The following is an 18,254-nucleotide window of genomic DNA, read 5'->3' as shown; positions in this document are numbered from 1 at the left end:
TTGCTTACGCGTTACGCACCCGTTTGCCACTGACCTTGCGGCCCGTTCGACTTGCATGTATTAGGCCTGCCGCTAGCGTTCATCCTGAGCCAGGATCAAACTCTCCATCGTAAATATTGTTTGTCACAACCCGCTCGAAAGCGGAGTGACGATGTTGTTCAACCGGGATGCGAACATCCCCAGGTTGAGTCGTATTGTGCTGTCAGTTTGTCAAAGAACTTGCCGCCTGACCCATTGGTCGAGCGTGGTGAGAAGTAATATTTAAGTGCTTCTCGATGTTTGGGAGTGCAAAGGTACGTCCCTTTTTGCGGTTTGTCAAGTGAAATCTGAAAATATTTTTTTGACTTGATTTTCAGGGCATTGCACTTAACTGACTGATTAGCAGGCCGTTGCCTTCTTGTTCAGCCCCATTTCTTTCGATTTGGGACTGCAAAGGTAGGGCCTTTTCTCACCCTTGTCAAGACCCTTTTCCAAAATAGTGGGGGGCTGTTGTGGCCGGTAGTAGATAAGTGGCTGACTAGGCGGCAGTTACTCGGCAAAAAAATTTTAAACTTTTTTCAGACAGCCTAAATCTCTGGTCATTTTCTATGAAGAAAGTAGCGTGAACCACCCTTATTAAGCAATAAAACAGGGTCTATGAGTTATATTGCATCTTTCTTTTGTCGCAATTCAGTTGCGTCAACTTATACAATGAAACTATTACATACTGCCGACTGGCATCTGGGAAAACGACTTCAGGATTTCCAGCGACTTCAGGAACAACGTGATGTTTTGGCGGAAATCGTACAGATTGCCGACCGCGAACGAGTCGATCTAGTTTTGGTTGCGGGGGATTTATTCGATGTGTTCAACCCTGACCCCAAAGCAGAAGACCTATTATATAGTACATTAAAAGAGTTAACGGCGGGTGGAAAGCGAACTGTTATTGTAATTGCCGGTAATCATGATAATCCGGATCGGATCGAGGCACAGGACCATTTCGGCCGGGAATGCGGTATTCTGTTTGCCGGTTTTCCAAAAACAGTGATCCGACCACATACACTAAGCTGTGAAGTCAAACTGCTTCAATCGGCTCCGGGTTTTATCGAATTACAATTACCTCAATATGACTTCCCTATCCGAATCATACTAACGCCCTATGCCAATGAAACCCGAATGCAGGCCTACTTCGGTATGACGAACCAAGAGGATGCGCTTCGACAAAACTTGGGTAATCATTGGGCTACCCTGGCTGATGCGTACATGAATGATAAGGGTGTTAATTTACTCATGGCTCATCTGTTCATGATGAAGCGCGGAGGAGAGCAACCGGAAGAGTCGGACGACGAGCGCAGTATTTTACAGGTAGGTGGGGCTTCCTTAACCTATACCGATATGATTCCTCCCCAGGTGCAATATGCGGCTTTAGGTCACCTGCACCGTTATCAGGAATTAGGCGGTGGACCTTGCCCGGTTGTGTACAGTAGCAGTCCATTGGCCTATAGCTTTGCCGAAGCCGACCAGCAGAAATACGTAGTTCTTGTTGATGTAGAACCTGGAGAATCCGCTACAATAAGTCCAATTGCTTTACAAACCGGTAAGCGACTCCTGCGTCCGCGTTTTAAACGGGTCGATGAAGCGGTGGACTGGCTGACTCAGAACCCGAACTGTTATGCTGAGATCACGCTCCAGACCCCAACCTACCTGACCAGTGAAGAACGCCGTCAACTCCAGCAGGCGCATGCATCGCTGGTAACGATCATTCCTGATGTCCGGGAGGTAGACGAACCAGAGTTGGTAACGACACCGGCCATTGATCTTACGCAAAGCATCGAATCCCTGTTTGCGAATTATTTCAAAAGCCGAAACAAAGGGCAGGAACCCAACGACCGCCTACAACAATTGTTTCGGGAGATTTTAGCCACCGAACCTGAATGATTCCTATTAAACTGTCGATCCAGGGCCTTTATTCGTATCAGGATGTACAGACAATTGATTTTCAACGGCTGACCAGTTCGACCATATTTGGCATATTCGGACGAGTGGGTAGCGGCAAAACGTCGCTGCTGGAAGCGATCAGCTTTGCCTTATACGGCGAAACGGAACGCCTGAACAGTCGCGACAATCGCCAGTACAATATGATGAACCTAAAGTCGAATCACTTGCTGATTGACTTTGAGTTTCAGGCTGGCCCTGAGCAGCAACTGTATAAGTTTATTTACGAAGCCAAGCGGCATCCGAAAAAACACCATGAGATCGCTCCTGGTGAACGACGCCTGTTTATCCGTCAGGATAATGACTGGCAACCGCTGGCGAATGAGAAAGAAGACGTATCGGTTCTGACCAAACAGATTCTGGGCCTCGACTACGACAATTTCAAACGGACGATCATTATTCCGCAGAACCAGTTTCGGGAATTCCTGGAACTGAGCCCGGTTGAGCGGACGAAAATGATGAACCAGTTGTTCAAGCTGGATCAGTACGATTTGTCGGGGCGGGTGAGTAAGCTCAGTAAGGCGAATGACGATCAACTGGCTGAGCTACGTGGATTATTGGCTCCTCTGGAAACTGTTACACCCGAAGCGATTACCCTGGCCGAAAACAACATTGCTTCGACGCTTGATGCCGTCCGAACGAAGGAGGCCGAAATTGAGCAATTGGAATCGGTCGAGCGAAAGCTAGTACAGGCCCAATCCCAGGCTCAATCCTTAGTCAATTTACAACGCGAACTGGGTGTTTTACAAACCCAAGAGCCGACCTATCAACGGCTGAGGCAAACCATTTCCCTGTATGAAACCTGTCGGCTGGTGTTCCAAAGCGATTTAGTCAGTCTGCGAAAATTGCAGGATAAGCAAACCGGTTTGGTACAGGCCGAAAAGAAAACCTCGGAGCAACTCGCTGAACTGACGAGCCAGATTCTGGGGCTTCAGTCGGTGTACGAAGCGACGAAAAAAGCGTATGAAGGTCGTGGACAACTGCAAAAGCAGATCGACGAACTGGATACGGTGCAAACGATACGGACGCTACAGGAATCTGTCACGCTTCAGTATCGGAACCGGCAGCATATTGTGAGTCGACTCGAGCAGGTACAGGAATCGATTGAACAACACAAAACCAACCGAAAAAAGTACCAGGCCCTTACTGAAGGGCTGTTTGGGCAAACGTCTGAACTGGAACGGCTCTATCAGATCGAAAAGTGGTTTGCGGTTTACAAGCCCCTAAAATTACAGGCCGATGAGTTGGAAAAACAATACACCAGCTACGAAGCGACCATTAACGAGATCAAACAGCGAAAAGATACGTCTCTTACGGGATTCCCCGAAGAATGGGCGCGCTTCACCCTCAAGACCCTCCCCTTGCAGATCGATTCGGAGCTGGTTAAATTAAAGTCGGCCCGGAAATCGTATGAAAAGGCTTATCAAACCGCATTTGTTCAGCAAGAGCTGAGCCAGTTCACGGAATCGTTGACGGATGGGGCTCCCTGCCCGCTCTGCGGTTCTGAGCATCACCCCATTCGGCATCAGTTGAAAAAGGGCTCAGATACGAACGCGATCCGACAGTTGGTAACGGATAACGAAAAAGCGCTCAATTCCATTAGTCAGCAAATTGACGATACAACGGCTTTACGGCTGTTGATCGAAGGATTGGAAAAAGAACTACGTGGCGCTCTGGATAACAGCAAACGACTCATTCAGGAGCGGACAGCAGTGGTGAAGCGATTAACCGAGCACGAAGACAGCTTTATCTGGAATGATTTTGACAAAAGCCAGGAAGATGACCTGACTGATGCCATTCGATTGCAAAGCGAACAACAAAAGCAGTTGCAGGAAGCTCAAAAAGCCATCCATGAATTGACGAAGCAGATGGAAAGCCTTGAAGCGACCAAGTGGGAAGAGGAGCAAAATCTGAATACGATCGATAAAGCAATTGCGGGTTTGAACGGGCAGTTGAAAACCGCCGTCGAATCGCTTGAGCATTTTCGCCTGGCCGAAGCGGAGCAGTGGGATTTAAGTCAGATCACCGACCTGCGCGATTCACTTGTCAACACGTACGAACAAACGAAGAGCAACTTTGAAGCCGCCGATAGCCAGAAATCCGACGCAGAAAAACGGCAGGCTTCCTTGACTGAACAGCATCAGCAACTCACCAATCAACTGACAGAACTAGCTGCAGAAATTCAGGGCATCGAAGCTATCCTATCGCAGAATCTGGCGAAACAAAACCTTACCCGCGAGGTAGTCGAGCAAGTTTTGCAAAGCACTGTGGACATCGACCAGGAACGGAGTCGTATTAACGAGTATGATAAAAAGTGTACGGGTCTACGGAAACAGATTGCCGATTTGGAGACAGAACTTGCTGAATCGCCCTTTGATCCAGTCGCTCTTAAAACTGTTCAAAACCAACTTCAGGCGCTTGAGAAGCAGAAAGATAACCTGAATAAAGAAATCGGCCAGCTCACTAATATTTTGACGACGCTGAAACGACAATGGACCGAAAAGCAGGAGCACCAGAAACGATATGATCTGCTCGATCTCCGTAAGCAGGATTTAAAGAAAATGGACGAGATGTTCCGGGCGCAGGGCTTTGTCAATTACGTATCGTCGGTGTATTTGAAAAACCTCTGCGAATCGGCTAATGACCGTTTTTTCAAACTGACCAACAATCAGCTCAAACTGGAACTGGACGAGAAAAACAATTTTCAGGTTCGCGATTACCTCAACGGGGGCGAAGTACGTAGTGTGAAAACACTCTCGGGCGGTCAAACGTTTCAGGCCGCTCTATCGCTGGCGCTGGCCTTATCGGACAATATTCAGCACCTGACTAAAGCCAAACAAAACCTGTTCTTCCTCGACGAAGGCTTCGGTACGCTCGATAAAGATTCGCTGCAAACGGTTTTCAAAACACTGAAATCACTCCGCGCCGAAAACCGAATTGTGGGCATTATCTCGCACGTAGAAGAACTGCAGCAGGAAGTAGACACCTACATTCGGGCCGAAGCCACGGAAAATGGCAGTCGGATTATTCGAAGCTGGGAGGAATAGAGTTAACCTCACCCCTAACCCCTCTCCTGAAATCAGGAGAGGGGGACACTTGAGTACAATTTGTAATTTGAAAATATAAAGCGCAACGACATTCAGGTTGCTACAAAAAGTAGCTTGTTTACTATATTCTTTTTATAGCTTAGCCTAAGCCGAGATTAGGGCACCTTTCAGAACAACTATTCCCCTCTCCTGAATCAGGAGAGGGGTTAGGGGTGAGGTCACTCAAGCTGCTTAAGCCCCCAATGCTCGACAATACGCTTTCCCGCTAATCGAAAAACATCGTAGAATACAGTTGGTTTCTGCTGCCACATCCCGGACGATTGCACAACGACAAAATCTCCTTCGGCAATAATCCGAAGCACGTTTTCAACCGTCTGTTGGGCTGGTTGCTCCTGCAAGTAGGTTTTTAGACCCGAAAGTCCATTCGCTATTTCGGGTCTATGCTGTTTAAGATCATCAGCAACGAAATCAGGAAGCTTTTCTACACGATGGTTGATAAACACTTGCTGCATAAAATCGGCAACCAGGGTTTTATTCTCAACGGCCACTGCTGCCGTTCCACTGGGTTGAGGGCCATCCATAAGCGGGTGACCGTTCAGGCTGATTTCTGGTTGATCAGCCATAGCGTCCCAATGCTCTATAACCTGTCCGTTCTGGAATCGGAACAGATCGATAACGGCTTTCTGCTTGCCAGCCCAACTAAAGCTCATGTTCGTAACCACATAGTCGCCCTCAGCAATCAGACGCATAAAGGGTGTTGATGTGTTGGGGGAGGCTGGTGGTTTAGGCATCTGCTTCATATAGGTCAGCGCTTCCAGCAGTCCAGCCTTACCGGGTTTTACCGTTGGACTATGCTGATTATACTCGTCGGCAATGATTTGTTCGGCAAACGCAATATCGCTCTCGCCTACCGCCCGGCGGTAGAAATCGCGAATGATGGATTTATGGATGGTTTCTTTTTCCATGATGTTTCTGTTAGAAATTGGTCATTTGGCTATCGTGCATGAAAACGACAGCGCTAAGGTGAATGCCAGACACAGCATCCCCGTGATGAAATGGTATGATTTCATCAATCTGAATAAGTTAATACGTGATAGAATACCGATGCTTCATCGTTGAGACAGACAAAGCCGTTGGCTACACAAGTCCGTGTAGCCTATGCCGATGCAACCTGCCAGAATGTGGCAGTCGTTGTCGGCGCAAATCGGTAATATGTGAGGCAATACTTCAGGGTAGCAAAGTTAATAAATCTTGAACACGCGCCAGAATCAAGAGAGCTTATTTACTTTTACTCTATGAACCATTCAAAATGTTCTGATGAAAAACCTGATTACGCTTGTCTCCATCAGCAGTTTGTTGCTGGTCGGTTGTCATTCCACCAAACCCGGCACGGCAACTGCTGACCAATCGAAGGCTGCTCCAACCGTTGATGCATCCAAACCCGTTACAACCATTGCTTTCGGCTCGTGCAGTGACCAGAAACGCCCAAAGCCGCTCTGGGACGATATTGTCGCACAAAAGCCTGACCTCTGGATATGGCTGGGCGATAACATCTATGGCGATTCGGAAAATATGGATACGCTCCGGGCCAAATACGCCATCCAAAAATCGAATCCGGGCTATCAGCAGTTGCGCCAGTCCTCGACGATCATTGGGGTGTGGGACGACCATGATTACGGAGTCAACGATGGCGGAAAGGAGTATCCTATGCGGAAACAAAGCCAACAGGTGATGCTCGATTTTCTGGATGTTCCCAAAGACAGTCCGTTGCGTACACAGGAAGGTGCGTATTCTTCGCATTTGTATGGACCCAAAGGCCAACGGGTAAAAGTCATCCTGCTGGATGCCCGGTATTTCCGCGACCCACTCAAGAAGGAGAACAAGAAAAATGTACCCGACCCAACGGGTGATATGCTTGGCGAAACGCAGTGGCAATGGCTCGAAAACGAACTAACGAACTCCGATGCCGACGTACATATTATTGGCAGTGGGGTTCAGGTATTACCCGAAGAGCATGTTTATGAAAAGTGGGGCAACTTCCCAACCGCCCGCAAACGACTGCTGGATCTACTAAGTAAGACCAAACCCAAAGGTACCTTTTTCATCAGTGGAGACCGTCATATGGCCGAAGTATCCAAAATTAGCGTACCCGGTTTGTCGTACGACGTATTTGATATTACCAGTAGCGGCCTGACACACGTATCGGCTCCGCACGAGGAACCCAACCGCTACCGTGTCGGAAAGATGATTACGGAACTCAATTATGGGTTAATTACCATCGATTGGGGTTCAAAGCCACTAACGGCTACCGTTCAAATCAATGGCGATAACCGCGCTACCTATCTGACCCAGGAAATGAAATTTTAAAAAGAAAGGATAAAATCTTCGTGTAGGTATACCAGAAGGGGTGCGGATGTCCGTAGCCCTTTTGCTTTTATTAGCTATCGCCAAGTGATACGATTCATTGGGCTGTTATGACGCTTCAACCAGCTTTCCTACCGGTTGATACCTAACTTCAGAACGGCCAGGCTCGACTTGTACTCATACTGGTGAATCAATTGTTAACCAGTAAACACCATGTACACGTCCAAATCAATACTATCGCTGGCTCTATTACTAGCTTTAGCCGCCTGTCAATCAAACACACCCCTACCTTCCGACACCGGAAAGCTACCCGATCAGTCGAACGACTCGATTTCCGTTTTCAAAAAAACAAAAATCAGTTGGTCCGATACCGATTATAAGGAAGTTGAATACGATGCCGCCAATGTGCCCATCCGGTATACGACCCAAAGCCTGTACATTCAGAGCACCAACCAGGTTCGTAAAGTCGTCTACAATTTTCTGTACACCAATAACCGACTCACGCGTTTGGAAGCCTCCAACGGCTCGTATGTTATTTATACGTATGAAGGGAATAACGTCAAACTTACGCAGGAATTTTCATCCAGCGGCAAGTTAACAGGAATGTATGCCTACCAATATTCACCTGACAATAAGCTGACTCGGGTAGACATTACGCAGGGAGAAGGGCTGAACAAAACAGAAATTGCCCGAACGTTTGCGTACGATGCCAAAGGTAATCTGACACAAACTATTGATTTAAGCAAAGATGATCAGACGGGTGGTTTCCGGGAAGATCTGGTTACTCGTTTTGCGGGATATGATTCGCACAAAAACGTATCGAACTTGTGGACGCTTTATCCCTTTCTGCCCAACGTAACTTTTCAGGTCAATAACCCCTCAACGATTACTCAATTTGCAACAGGGCCCGATGGCAAGGAAATGCAAATTCATCAGTCGGTTTACACGTATCAGTACAACGGCCAAAAGTACCCGATCGCCCATACCCAAACCGATGCCGGAGGTACGCTCACCGCAGCGTATTCGTATGTGGGATTGAATTAAGCCATAGGTAATTCGAACAAAAAAGCAGCGTGGTCATTGCTAGAACCACGCTGCTTCATTGTACAGTACCCTTTATTACTCTTTCGTGATCAGATTCATCACTTCTTCCGAGATCCCGGTCATCGAGAAACCGCCATCGTGGAAGAGGTTTTGCATGGTCACCATACGAGTCAGATCAGAGAAAAGGGTGATCACATAATCGGCGCACTGGTCGGCTGTTGCATTACCCAGCGGAGCGGTTTTATCAGCAAAGTCAAAAAACTTGTCGAATCCTCCGATACCACCACCGGCTGTCGTTTGCGTTGGCGACTGCGATACGGTGTTTACCCGAACGTTACGATATTTGCCGTACCGATAGCCAAAGCTACGGGCGATGGATTCGAGCATAGCTTTGGCATCGGCCATGTCGGTATAGAACGGGAATGTCCGTTGAGCAGCCATATAGGTCAGCGCCACGACCGAACCCCACTCATTAATAGCGTCGAGTTTATACGCTACCTGCATCATTTTATGGAACGAGACAGCGGAAATATCCAGCGTTTGCTTGAGCCATTCGTAGTTCAGATCGGTATACGCTTTTCCTTTACGGATATTGGGGCTCATGCCAATGCTATGCAGGACAAAATCGACTTTACCGCCCAGCACCTCCTGCGATTTGGTGAAAAGATTGGTGAGGTCCTCGACCGAGGTAGCATCGGCCGGAATAATTTCGGCTCCTGTTTGTTCGGCCAACTGTTTGATTTCGCCCATGCGCATGGCAATCGGCGCGTTGGTCAGCGTAATACTAGCCCCTTCTTCTTTCGCTTTCAGGGCGATTTTCCAGGCGATTGATTGTTCGTTCAAGGCACCCGAAATGATGCCGCGTTTTCCGTTCAGTAATCCGTAAGCCATGTTTATTGATCAAAAATGGATAATGAATAATGAATAATGAATAATGGATTAGTAGCGTGGAGGCCACTCATTTGTCATTATTCATTGCACATTATTCATTAATCCCTCAAAGTTAGGTTATTTTTTGGTCGAATCGCCGTGGCGGCTGAAAGCTACGCCCGTAGTCGATGCTGTAGCAGTTGGCAGCTTCAACACATCGGTTAAAAAAGTTTCAGTAGCTTTATACACGCTCGGTAAGTCTTTCGAGGTAAAGTGCGAAGCGATCACATGGGCACCAGCCTCTGGAAAATCGACCTTCTGCTTTTTGTCGGCGGGTGTTCCTAATTCGTCATACATTTTCAGCATGGCGGCTACCGATACCGTCTGATCCTGATGGTCTTCGTCTTTATAGTAATACCCCATAAAGACCGGTTGCTTTACCTTCTGAAACTGTTCAGGCGTCATGTAGGTATCAAGCATCGTCTGCAACGTGATCAGGCCATTTGTGTGGTATTTGGGCAACCAATAACGAGAACGTTCGCCACTATAATGGGTATTGATCAAATATTCACCCTGAAACACCTGATCAAGAATTTGTTTCCCCCAGGGACCAGTCACCAGTTTTAACGCCGGATTAGCCACCGCAATGCAAGGCGAATACAAGACCAATCCGTCGATTTCGGGGTGATGGGCCGCCAGATACAACGCCAGCATCCCTCCTGCCGACGTACCCATCACAATCACTTTATTGCCTAAAGCCTTTCCAATGGCTAACGCTCGCTCGGCCGATGCGGCATAATTGGCGGGTGTAATGTTTTTAAACGCATCAGGGGCCTTGATGCCATGCTCGGCCGGACGGGCGAGGTACAGGTTACAGCCAAACCGCTTTGCAATCTCCCGGTGAATGGGGTCGCCTTCGGCCCAGCTTGCCGAAAAACCGGGTAGGTACACAATACTATAGGGCGTTTTGACCTTACGCAAACTATCGGCCCAGACAATCCGGGCTTCGTTGTCAGGTCGTACATCCGACTTTTGCTCCGATTCAGCAATGTTCTGTTCCAGTTTTACCAGATCGGGATCGACCGTGATAACTTCTTCCTTAACACCATCGGGATGAGCCGTTGGGCCTACCCAATACCCTATGCCAATGGCCGCCAATAGTAGACCAGAAATGGCAAATACTCGTCTCATACGTATTCTTTTATGTCCATTCGAATTCGCCAGTCTTTGGGCAGATAATTATTGACCCGATTTCCGACACCTTTCACCCAACCCAGATTCAGGCCATTGTATCGGGCTAGTAACCAGCCTTTCACGGATTCATCGAGCACCAAATTTTCTTTCTTAAAGAACCGAAGCGCGTTTTCTTTACTCAACTCTATAGCCGGTAGTTGTTGGTTGATGTCAGTACTCAGCGCAAGCGCGTGGGAAGGAATAAAATCCTGCCCCTTGAACTGACCCATTTCCAGGCCGAACCCTTTGTTCCGCAGGGCGCTATCCAGAAACAGAAACGTTTTTTCAAATACTTTCGGTAACGCCATCACGTCGCCATTGGGTTTTTCCCAGAATGAGAAATCAGCCGGATGCTGTAACCACTTCATCGCCGTCGACGTTTCGCGGGGACGCAACGCCCGGATACTTCGGAAGGTGCGGGCATCCAGTTTGACAGCCGCCGTAAAGGTCATTTTCTGAAAAACGCTGATAAAAAAGCCTTCGCCCTGCACCCGATGTGGATAACATTGGTAGCCAACGGAGTTATCCACATACTTTTCAACAATGTTCCACTCAGCAGGTAAAATCAGTGGACGATTCCGAAAGCCGTTGTCGGTCAGATACCGAACGTTGTCCAGATTCTCGCTGTCGTTATAGGTACAGGTACTGTAAATCAAAATTCCCCGTTCATCCAGCAACGGAATAGCCGCGTCCAGAATTCGTTTCTGGCGGGCCGAACAAAGCTGCACATTAGCCTCCGACCATTCCTGAATAGCGTCGGGGTCTTTTCGAAAAAGGCCTTCGCCCGAGCAGGGTGCATCCACTACGACCACATCAAAAAAACCGGCCAGATTGCTCATGTCTTCGGGGTCGTGACTAGTTACTACCACATTCGAATATCCCCATTTTTCCAGATTCTCACGCAACACCGATACCCGACTCCGAATCACCTCATTACAAACCAGCAAACTTTCGGCCGACAGCGCCGAAGCCAATAAAGTACTTTTACCACCGGGAGCCGCGCATAAGTCCAACACGCGAAGTGGTCGACTCAGATTTACGCTTTGCTTCAGGGCTTCATACAGCAGCATCGACGAAGCTTCCTGCACGTAATACGCGCCAGCCTGAAACAAGGGATCGAGCGTAAAACTCGGACGTTCCGCTAAATAAAATCCCTGAACCGGCCCATGAGCGCTACACCAGGGAATCGGGTTCAAATCAGCGGTATCGTAGACTGGCTTACGCGGGTTTATACGGATACTAACGGGGGCAGATGTTGACAACGCTTGTTGAAAATCAGCAAATTCTGGTCCCAGTTGTGCCTGCATCTGTTCACGAAATGCCGAAGGCAGGTCGGTTGGTGACCCGGCAGCCGAGTTGAGGTCATAAGCATTCATTGGACAAACATACGGAACAGTCGCCCGGTTTTCACTAAACTTGCAATATGGCAGCTATACAAGATCGCTTTACACACATCAAAACGTTTATCTTCGATGTCGACGGGGTTTTAACCGACGGCAGTGTTCATCTGCTGGCCTCGGGCGAACGCTTTCGTACCGTTCATATTCGGGATACCTACGCCATTGAACAGGCGCTGAAAGCCGGTTTTCAGGTGGGTATATTATCCTCGTCCAATGCAGAGGGCGTTCGAAACTGGCTGACGAACATGAATGTGAAGGACATTTTCATGGGCGGCCCCTCCGATCAGAAAGTTAATGCCTATCTCGGCTACATTGCCCGCGATGCCCTCAACGAATCCGAAATTCTCTACATGGGCGACGATATTCCTGACTACACGATCCTGAGCCGCCCTGACGTACTAAGCACCTGTCCGGCCGATGCTGTCGAGGCCATCCAGGCCATTTGCAAGTATATATCCCCCCAATCAGGAGGCTGTGGGGCCGTTCGGGATGTGATCGAACAGGTCATGCGGGCACAAGGAAAGTGGCCTGTTTAACAGTCAACGACTACGACAAGCCTTCCAATTGCTTAAAGATAGGGATGAGCGATTTCCCTTTTTCGGTCAGGTAATATTCTATATGTAACGGCTTCTGATGTATAACAACTTTTTCAAGAAACCCCACTTCTTCCAGCTCTTTCAACGCCACAGCCAATGACTGTTTGTTAGCCCCGCCAATTTGCCGTAACAGGCGACTGAATCGTAAAGGCGACTCCACGGCTAATCGATATATTTCAGGCTTCCACTTACCCGATAGCTGCTTTAAAAGCCGCTGAGCCGGGCAAGTTTCTTCATTATCCCTTATTTCTGTAGTAGTCATGTTTTTCTGACTTATTGTCTGATCGTGTCAGGCTTCTGAATTTTGAGGCAAATTTCAGAAGATGACAGCACTATGCCTGCTGTAAGCAGCATTTATTATTGGCACGAGCGCTTGTAATGGACAAACAACCCGTGAAACTATGACAGCTAAGAATCCACTTTTATGCGATCCTCAAACCGGAATTTGTGAAATCCCGGTTTCACAAATTCCAGAGAATACGATTGAGCCAGAAATCACCCAAAAACCGGTTACAATTATTTATTTCACCGACCCCATTTGCTCGTCCTGCTGGGGTATTGAGCCAGCTTTACGGAAGTTAAAGCTAGCGTATGGCCACATCATGGAAATACAATACCATATGGGCGGCCTCTTGCCCGACTGGAGTTACAGTAGTGGAGGCATCAGTAAACCTTCCGATGTGGCCTCTCACTGGGACGAGGTAAGTCGTTATTACAACATGCCCATTGATGGCGATGTTTGGCTGGAAGACCCGTTACCTTCGTCGTATCCGCCCTCCATCGCGTTCAAAGCGGCTCAGATACAAGACCCTAAAAAAGCCATTCAATTCTTAAGGCGCATTCGGGAGATGGTTTTTCTGAAAAAGAAAAATATCACCAAATGGATCTACCTCGCCGAAGCTGCCAATGAGGTTGGTTTGGACGCCACCCGATTGAAAAACGACTATGACCATGAGGCAAACGAGTTGTTTAACGCCGATTTGACCCTGGCCCGCAGCATGGGCGTACGCGGCTTCCCGACCTTATTCGTTACAGGCGCTATGGGTTCTACTGACTATGTATATGGTGTTAAGCCCTACACCGTTTTTGAAGCCGCTGTTCTCAAAATCCATCCGAAAGCGTCTAAAGTCAATTACGATAAAGACTGGCAAGCTTTGTTCAAGGTGTATCCCACACTGACCACACGGGAGTTTTCGGAACTGAGCGATCTGTCGGTTCAACAAAGTGAGGAAGAACTGGAAAGCCTGACCCAACAAGGCGAATTGAGCAAGTTGGTCACGAAGAATGGACCGCTCTGGCAACGAAAATCGGCCAGCTATTAACACAAGCTGGTAATTGACTATCTGTCTGTATACCAAGAGGTTTAAGACGATTGCGCCCAGAATACCCGTCGAATTTGAGGCTAATGAGGCCACTGTTCAACGGGTATTGTGCGTTTATGCCGTAATTTTCGGCCCCAAATCAATCCAGCATGAATAACTTAGAGATGCGTGATCGGGCCGTAATCTGGCACCCGTTCACGCAAATGCAAACGGCACCGTTGCCCATTCCGATTGTTCGGGGCGAAGGGTCGGTTTTGTATGGAGCCGATGGCCGGACGTACCTTGATATGATTTCGTCGTGGTGGGTAAACCTGCACGGTCATGCCCATCCCTACATTGCCCAACGGGTAGCAGAGCAACTCCAAACCCTCGAACACGTCATTTTTGCCGATTTCACGCACGAGCCAGCCGTTGAACTGGCCGAACGCTTACTGGCCATTCTGCCCCGAAATCAGAAGCGGGTTTTCTATTCCGATAATGGCTCGACAGCCGTTGAAGTGGCCTTAAAAATGGCGTTTCAATACTGGCATAACCTTGGTAAACCCCGCCGGAAGGTAGTGGCGCTGGAAAATGCTTATCACGGCGATACATTTGGGGCGATGGCCGTTGGTGGTCGAAGTGCGTTTACAGCCCCTTTTGCACCGTTTTTGTTCGATGTCGATTACCTGCCGACACCCATACCCGGACAGGAAGCCGATGTGCTGCAACGAGCCGAAGCCTTATTTACGGACGATACGGCCGCTTTCATTGCCGAGCCTTTAGTTCAAGGGGCAGGGGGTATGGTTATGTACCAGCCTGAAGTACTCGACAAATTGATCGCGCTGGCACGTCGTCATGGCACATTAATCATTGCTGATGAAGTCATGACCGGCTTTGGGCGCACAGGTCGCCTGTTTGCTTCCGATTACCTGCACGAGAAACCAGACCTGATGTGCCTATCGAAAGGCCTGACGGGTGGCACTATGGCGTTAAGCATAACCACCTGTACACAGGCCATTTACGAAGCTTTTCTATCGACGGACAAGCATAAGACGCTTTTTCACGGGCACTCATTTACGGCTAATCCCCTAGCCTGTGCAGCCTCATTAGCCAGTATGGATTTACTGCTTTCGGCCGAAACGCAACAGGCGATTCAGCGGATTGCCCAACGGCACACTGAATTCGCACAACAATTAGTCGATTATTCAACGGTTGAAAATATTCGACAACAGGGGACCCTACTTGCCTTCGATCTGAAAGCAGGTGAACAGACGTCATACTTCAATAGCATTCGCGATGTGGCCTATAACTTCCTGCTGGAACAGGGAATTCTGATGCGCCCGCTTGGCAATGTATTGTACCTGATGCCCCCGTATTGCACGACTGATGAGCAGTTGGATTATACGTATACGAAAATTGACGGATTACTCCGTACGCTCTAAGTTAGTGCTTGACATTTTGCATTTAAACACACATTTTTGTGGTATAAGCGGGAATAGCTCAGTTGGTAGAGCGGCAGCTTCCCAAGCTGCAGGTCGCGAGTTCGAGACTCGTTTCCCGCTCACCCATAAATACCATGAGATTCAGCCGGTTAGCAGCGATGTTAATCGGCTTTTTTCATGAGCAGGTAACTGCCGGTTTGCACAACGGTTTGCATTTTCAGTCCGAGCTTTTCCGCTCTTAATCAGGCTGATGATTAACCACTACTAGTGAAGCTCGATTGTATACTCTAAAATGCCCATTTTTCTGGGTAATAAAGGCCCTATATAGGATTTCACCACCTTATCACCTTGAAATTGGCCCCGTTTTTCACCTACATCATAGCCTCCGCAGCAAGCTAAGCTGAGAACCTTATCGTGCCCTCTGCGTTAAGATGGAACATTCCCTGAGGATATGAATACCAACCTGCGCATTGGCACCTGCGGATTTAGCAGCTCCAAAGCTGAGTATAGCCAGCAATTAGCTTGCGTCGAGATACAACAAACCTTCTATCAACCACCCCAGTTAGCCACTCTCGAACGCTGGCGGAACCAGGTCCCTGCTACTTTTGAGTTTACCCTTAAAGCCTGGCAATTGATTACTCACCAGGCCAAAAGTCCTACCTATAAACGGTTACGAATCAAATTATCTCCCCAACAACAGGAACAAGCCGGATTCTTCAGGCCAACGCCAATTGTCCAACAAGCCTGGCAGACTACCCTCGACTGCGCTAAAGCGTTACGGGCTACTACCATTCTGTTTCAATGTCCAGCCAGCTTTACCCAGACAGCATCTCACATAGGTTACCTAAGAGATTTCTTTACCAGCATTGACCGGACGGGGCTAACTCTCTGCTGGGAACCGCGGGGTAAGTGGCAGCGTGAGGTCATTGAGGAGTTATGTCAGGATCTCCAGCTCTGGCACGTTGTTGACCCTTTTACCACCGCTACCGTAACACCTGAGCATTGCTACTTCAGATTGCATGGTCGGCAAGGCTGGCGGTACCAATATGAACCCCAGGAGCTAACCGAGCTAGTGGAGTTACTGCCGCCGGATCAGCCAGCTTATGTATTCTTTAATAATGTTCACATGTGGGAAGATGCACTCTCATTCAAAAGACTACTTGCCATCGCCCCTGGTTACTGACATCTATTTGGCCTTCAGGTACAAGTTATTATGGTTTGGATCGGCAATATTAAAACCGAGGATGATCAGTCTTGGGGTAACTACCGGGTTAGTGTCGATGAGGTTGAGAAATAAACAGGTTATGATTTGCTATTGAATGTACCAGCGGAGAGGTAAAAAGTGGTGGGGATAAAAGTAGACACACAACCTACCGAGCTAACGACACAAGTCGCATGATCGGACACTATTGGTTAATAGTAAGTTGGCTACCTGTATCAAAGAGCAGTTGTTGGCCTATATCATAACGAACTTGCATAGCCTGAGCTTGATAATTACTTGGCAGTGACACGACGTGTTTAAGCCATACCGAATCAGTGGGCAAGGGAACACGGCCACATGACCAGATGGCCGGATCAGTCCATAACCCTGGACTGATTGTATACATGCCTTGAGGAGTTCCTTGAAATTCAAAGGCTCCCATATCAATTCTGTCGCCAACTACACGATTGCTCCCAAGTCCATCAAGATCTGTACGAACTGTAGTTGTGCCTGCATTAATTGCGGGACTACAAGCATTTAATCGAAAATCATGATCATTAATAAACGGAAAGTAGGAGGTGATAATGTTTCCGCGACCGCCACGCCCCTGTAACGAAGGATCAAGAAAGCTGTAACTGATATTAGCCAAGGTAAATAGGCGACTGCTATAGCCATTGTTCCAAAGAATACAGTTGATCAAATAATGCTCACCACTTACGTATATAGGCCCGTCGGGTGATGAATTAGAGACAAATGTCGAATTGATTAAAAAGAGGCCATTTATAAATGCAGCTATCGCTCCCGCAATCGATTTTGACGAATTACGAATAAAGCTACAGTTTATGATTGGCTGCTGGGAATTGATAACTAACCCTCCCCCTCCCATATCAGCTGAATTGTCAGTGAAGTTACAATTAATTAATCTCACTTGGTTTCTCAATGAGAATAATCCCCCTCCCAAATCGCTGGCTGAATTATGGACAAAGCTACAGTTATTGAGTACTGGATATTGGGTATCATCCATGTACATGCCTCCTCCCTTAGAATGTACCCCGTCTAAGGGACCATCAGCTCTTCCCTGGGTAATTACAAAACCATCTATCCCTGTCTGAGTCTCAGTACCACGGTATGACACAAAGAAAAGAACATGATAGCTGTTATCCGTACTATCGTCCTCTACGCCAATATCACCGCTTAGGGTTGTACTACTGGGTATTGTCAGTTGCCGTTCTGTTAAAGTTATTTCATTACCCATAAAGCCACCGTACAAATCTATTCCGCTTGTCATCGAAAAACTTACTGCACGATCTGTGTTGGCGTCTCCTCCCGGTTTATAGAGTCCTGCTGCTACCCAAACCTGGCCACCCGTAGCCGTCAACGAATTAATAGCCCCCTGCAAATCTGATGTGCTGGTAGCCCAACTCGTAGCTGATGAGGGAACCGTATTAGTACCGGTACCTGAGACGTAACGAATGTTGATAGGCTGAGCCAGAGCTACTCTAGCAATGGATAAGATGTAGATAAGTAGAATTATGAGGTAATAAGATTTCATAGGCTCAATTTGGCATTAGTAGCAAATCTTGCAAGGAATATAGCCCATACTTCGGGCTTCACTTACACTCACTCGACTTATTGCTGATCGACAGCGATTAAGTCTGAGGTGGTCCGATTTAGCGGCACACTGAATTTGTCAGATTTGTATAATACTCCTGTTCAAATTGTTCAGGGCTTCGGTAGCCCAGCGACGAATGCTTTCTCTCCCTATTATAATAGACTTCAAGG

The 18,254-nt window shown here is 47.9% G+C and carries 14 protein-coding genes, 1 tRNA gene and 1 rRNA gene; 9 read left to right on the top strand and 7 right to left on the bottom strand.

Features of this window, described 5'->3' with window-relative positions:
* A 16S ribosomal RNA gene (locus tag ACYVFD_RS35610) occupies window positions 1-111 on the bottom strand; the annotation flags it as partial.
* Window positions 112-690: 579 nt separating this feature from the next.
* Here ACYVFD_RS35610 and ACYVFD_RS35605 point away from each other — a divergent pair.
* Window positions 691-1,917, top strand: coding sequence for a metallophosphoesterase family protein (locus ACYVFD_RS35605; protein WP_461095390.1), 1,227 nt, complete (start codon window positions 691-693; stop codon window positions 1,915-1,917).
* Window positions 1,914-5,021: an AAA family ATPase gene (locus ACYVFD_RS35600; RefSeq protein ID WP_461095389.1), complete on the top strand. Its 3,108-nt coding sequence runs from the start codon at window positions 1,914-1,916 to the stop codon at window positions 5,019-5,021. Before ACYVFD_RS35605 ends, ACYVFD_RS35600 begins: the two co-directional genes overlap by 4 nt.
* 218 nt (window positions 5,022-5,239) lie before the next feature.
* Here ACYVFD_RS35600 and ACYVFD_RS35595 read toward each other — a convergent pair whose 3' ends face one another.
* A complete protein-coding gene (locus tag ACYVFD_RS35595; RefSeq protein ID WP_461095388.1) occupies window positions 5,240-5,986 on the bottom strand; it encodes a nuclear transport factor 2 family protein in 747 nt (248 codons plus the stop codon).
* 352 nt (window positions 5,987-6,338) lie between these two features.
* On the opposite strand from ACYVFD_RS35595, the gene ACYVFD_RS35590 reads away from it, so the two are divergent.
* Together ACYVFD_RS35590 and ACYVFD_RS35585 are read left to right on the top strand one after the other, a co-directional pair.
* The gene (locus ACYVFD_RS35590) at window positions 6,339-7,388 is read left to right on the top strand and encodes an alkaline phosphatase D family protein (protein WP_461095387.1); all 1,050 of its coding nucleotides are present in this window, start codon (window positions 6,339-6,341) and stop codon (window positions 7,386-7,388) included.
* Between the two features lie 210 nt (window positions 7,389-7,598).
* Entirely contained in the window at window positions 7,599-8,429 is an 831-nt protein-coding gene (locus tag ACYVFD_RS35585) for a hypothetical protein (RefSeq protein WP_461095386.1), read from the top strand.
* A 75-nt stretch (window positions 8,430-8,504) separates the two neighbouring features.
* Here the strand turns inward: ACYVFD_RS35585 and ACYVFD_RS35580 are convergent, their stop codons facing one another.
* The 3 genes from ACYVFD_RS35580 to ACYVFD_RS35570 all read right to left on the bottom strand — a co-directional run bounded on the left by ACYVFD_RS35580 (window position 8,505) and on the right by ACYVFD_RS35570 (window position 11,908).
* Window positions 8,505-9,320, bottom strand: a complete 816-nt coding sequence (locus tag ACYVFD_RS35580; RefSeq protein ID WP_461095385.1) for an enoyl-ACP reductase FabI — start codon at window positions 9,318-9,320, stop codon at window positions 8,505-8,507.
* A gap of 117 nt (window positions 9,321-9,437) precedes the next feature.
* Window positions 9,438-10,490, bottom strand: a complete 1,053-nt coding sequence (locus tag ACYVFD_RS35575; protein WP_461095384.1) for an alpha/beta hydrolase — start codon at window positions 10,488-10,490, stop codon at window positions 9,438-9,440.
* On the bottom strand, window positions 10,487-11,908 hold the full coding sequence (locus tag ACYVFD_RS35570) for a methyltransferase RsmF C-terminal domain-like protein (RefSeq protein WP_461095383.1): 1,422 nt from the start codon (window positions 11,906-11,908) through the stop codon (window positions 10,487-10,489). The genes ACYVFD_RS35575 and ACYVFD_RS35570 overlap by 4 nt, the downstream gene beginning before the upstream one ends.
* Before the next feature lie 47 nt (window positions 11,909-11,955).
* On the opposite strand from ACYVFD_RS35570, the gene ACYVFD_RS35565 reads away from it, so the two are divergent.
* Window positions 11,956-12,468 (top strand): KdsC family phosphatase, encoded by a 513-nt coding sequence (locus tag ACYVFD_RS35565; RefSeq protein WP_461095382.1) that lies wholly within the window; start codon window positions 11,956-11,958, stop codon window positions 12,466-12,468.
* A gap of 10 nt (window positions 12,469-12,478) precedes the next feature.
* Here the strand turns inward: ACYVFD_RS35565 and ACYVFD_RS35560 are convergent, their stop codons facing one another.
* Window positions 12,479-12,790 (bottom strand): winged helix-turn-helix transcriptional regulator, encoded by a 312-nt coding sequence (locus ACYVFD_RS35560; protein WP_461095381.1) that lies wholly within the window; start codon window positions 12,788-12,790, stop codon window positions 12,479-12,481.
* 139 nt (window positions 12,791-12,929) lie between these two features.
* Here ACYVFD_RS35560 and ACYVFD_RS35555 point away from each other — a divergent pair, with 139 nt between their 5' ends.
* The 4 genes from ACYVFD_RS35555 to ACYVFD_RS35540 all read left to right on the top strand — a co-directional run bounded on the left by ACYVFD_RS35555 (window position 12,930) and on the right by ACYVFD_RS35540 (window position 16,454).
* A complete protein-coding gene (locus ACYVFD_RS35555; RefSeq protein WP_461095380.1) occupies window positions 12,930-13,850 on the top strand; it encodes a DsbA family protein in 921 nt (306 codons plus the stop codon).
* A gap of 149 nt (window positions 13,851-13,999) precedes the next feature.
* Entirely contained in the window at window positions 14,000-15,271 is a 1,272-nt protein-coding gene (gene bioA / locus ACYVFD_RS35550; RefSeq protein WP_461095379.1) for an adenosylmethionine--8-amino-7-oxononanoate transaminase, read from the top strand.
* 47 nt (window positions 15,272-15,318) lie between these two features.
* A tRNA-Gly gene (locus tag ACYVFD_RS35545) sits at window positions 15,319-15,391 on the top strand.
* Window positions 15,392-15,722: 331 nt separating this feature from the next.
* Window positions 15,723-16,454 carry a DUF72 domain-containing protein gene (locus tag ACYVFD_RS35540; protein WP_461095378.1) on the top strand — a complete coding sequence of 244 codons (732 nt, stop codon included), beginning with the start codon at window positions 15,723-15,725 and terminating at the stop codon, window positions 16,452-16,454.
* A gap of 223 nt (window positions 16,455-16,677) precedes the next feature.
* Here ACYVFD_RS35540 and ACYVFD_RS35535 read toward each other — a convergent pair whose 3' ends face one another.
* Window positions 16,678-18,024: a choice-of-anchor Q domain-containing protein gene (locus tag ACYVFD_RS35535; protein ID WP_461095377.1), complete on the bottom strand. Its 1,347-nt coding sequence runs from the start codon at window positions 18,022-18,024 to the stop codon at window positions 16,678-16,680.
* Window positions 18,025-18,254 lie beyond the last annotated feature (230 nt).

This window comes from Spirosoma gilvum (assembly GCF_054776815.1).
This window is presented reverse-complemented; position numbering and strand designations above follow the sequence as displayed.